Consider the following 2,231-nt stretch of genomic DNA (forward strand, 5'->3'; position numbering starts at 1 on the left):
GCGGGGGCGGATCGTCGTGGGGCAGGTCGGTGCCGCCGATCTGCAGGCGGGAGATGCGCGGGTCGAGCTCCCCCACCGCGCCGGGCACGAACGCGCGGGCCTGGGCACCGGCGTGGTCGACGGTGACCCCGTCGACGTCCTGCGCGGCATGCCAGTGTGCTCCACGGGCGCGGCGGGCGACCTTCCGGATCCGCGCGTCGTTCCACGCGAGGAAGGGCTCCTGCCACGGGCCGGGTTCACCGTCCGGGCCGGCGCCCACCCGCGGGTCGAAACACAGTGCCACGGTGGCCATCGCGGCCGCCTCGAGCACGGCGCTACGGGCGGGGGGATCGACCTTCGTCAGGTGCAGCACGATCGGCATCGCCTGCACCTTCCCCGGGTCGTCCGGGTCGGGCCGGTGCCCGTAACCGCGGGTGAGGACGCCGTGCCGGTCGGCGAAACCCGGATCCGACGCCGGGTCGAAGACCGGCTCGGGTGCCGTGTCCACCACGTCGGCGTGCAGCCGCTCGGGGCTCCGCTCAGACACTGCCGTCGATCGGGACGCGCCGCAGGGTTCCGTCGACGCGGTCGGCCGCCTCGATCTCGTCGCGCGTGACGCCGAGGACGAACAGCACCGCATCGAGATAGGGATACGACAGCGCCGTGTCGGCGACCTCACGCAGAGCCGGCTTGGCGTTGAACGCCACACCCAGCCCCGCCGCCGCGAGCATGTCGATGTCGTTGGCGCCGTCCCCGACCGCGACGGTCTGTTCGACAGCCACGCCGGCCTCGTCGGCGAACTCCCGCAGGGCACGTGCCTTGGCGGCGCGGTCGACGATGTCGCCGACCACTCGCCCGGTGAGTGTGCCGTCGACGATCTCGAGCGTGTTGGCGCGGACGAAGTCCAGTTCGAGTTCGTGTGCGAGCGGGTCGATGACCTGACGGAAGCCGCCCGAGACGACACCGCAGCGGAAGCCGAGGCGCCGCAGCGTCCGGATCGTGGTGCGAGCACCGGGAGTGAGCTCGAGTTGCTCCGCGACCTCGTCGATGACGGTCGCGGGCAGACCGGCGAGGGTCGCGACGCGTTGCTCGAGGGACTGCGCGAAGTCGATCTCGCCACGCATGGCGGCTTCGGTGACCTCGCGGACCTTGTCCTCGACACCCGCGTGTGCCGCGAGCATCTCGATGACCTCGCCCTGGATGAGTGTGGAGTCGACGTCGAAGACGATCAGACGCTTGGAACGACGGGCGAGGCCGCCACGCTCCACCGCGATGTCGACGTCGAGACCCGCGGCGAGTTCGACGAGAGCGTGCCGCAGAGCGGCGTCGGCCTCGGCGCCGGTGTCGGCGGCGGTGATCATCAACTCGAGGCCGGTGAGCGGATAGTCGGCGATACCGCGGATCGAATCGATGTTCGCGCCCTGGGACGCGAGCGTGCGGCCCACCGATCGCAGTGCCCGGGCACTGACCGGGCTGCCCAGGACGACGACGGCGTGGGTCGAGACGGTGCGTGCACCGCGCTCGGCGCCGATCTGGACGTCGGCGTGCATGCCGATCGTGGCCATCGCGGACTCGACCTCGTCCTGCAGTGCTTCGACATCGTTCGGGCAGACGAGGAGGACCCCGAGGGTGAGCCGCCCGCGGATCACGACCTGTTCCACATCGAGCAGGTCGACGTCGTGCCGCGTCAGCGCTGCGAAGAGCACCGAGGTCACGCCGGGATGGTCAGGTCCGGTCACGGTCACCAGCACCGTGCTGTCAGACGCCACTACGTCTCCGATCGCTTGTCTGTCGAGGTACACGCGGACGCACGCGCGTACCGGCTCGCCCGTCCATTGTTGCAGGTCGAACCGTCCCTCCCGTTCGCGGGTCCGGCCCACCGAAAGGCCGAAGCCCCACCCGGTGCACGGATGGGGCTTCGGTCGATCGTCGATCTGCGCTCAGGCGCGCGGATGGTCGCCGGGGGTACGGTCGGCACCCTCGAGGACATTGACGTTGTGCTTGTCGCTGCCCGGGCCGACGTGCGCCTCGGCGCGCATCTTCTCGACCATGTGCGGGTAGTGCAGCTCGAAAGCAGGGCGCTCCGAGCGGATCCGCGGCAGCTCGGTGAAGTTGTGCCGCGGCGGCGGGCAGCTGGTGGCCCACTCGAGCGAGTTGCCGTAGCCCCACGGGTCGTCGACCGTGACGACCTGGCCGTAGCGGTAGCTCTTGAAGACGTTCCACAGGAACGGCAGCGTCGACGCACCGAGCAC

Annotated in this window: 1 protein-coding gene and 2 pseudogenes; all 3 read right to left on the reverse strand. The window is 70.7% G+C overall.

Annotation, left to right across the window (positions count from 1 at the left end):
- Positions 1-490, reverse strand: a pseudogene (locus R1101_RS0121795) (peptidyl-tRNA hydrolase); the annotation flags it as partial.
- A gap of 28 nt (positions 491-518) precedes the next feature.
- Positions 519-1,748 carry a phosphoserine phosphatase SerB gene (gene serB, locus R1101_RS0121800; RefSeq protein ID WP_026003575.1) on the reverse strand — a complete coding sequence of 410 codons (1,230 nt, stop codon included), beginning with the start codon at positions 1,746-1,748 and terminating at the stop codon, positions 519-521.
- 171 nt (positions 1,749-1,919) lie between these two features.
- Positions 1,920-2,231: pseudogene (locus R1101_RS0121805) on the reverse strand (cytochrome ubiquinol oxidase subunit I); the annotation flags it as partial.

The sequence above is a fragment of the Rhodococcus sp. R1101 genome (assembly GCF_000278445.1).
Taxonomy (GTDB): Bacteria; Actinomycetota; Actinomycetes; order Mycobacteriales; family Mycobacteriaceae; genus Rhodococcus; species Rhodococcus gordoniae.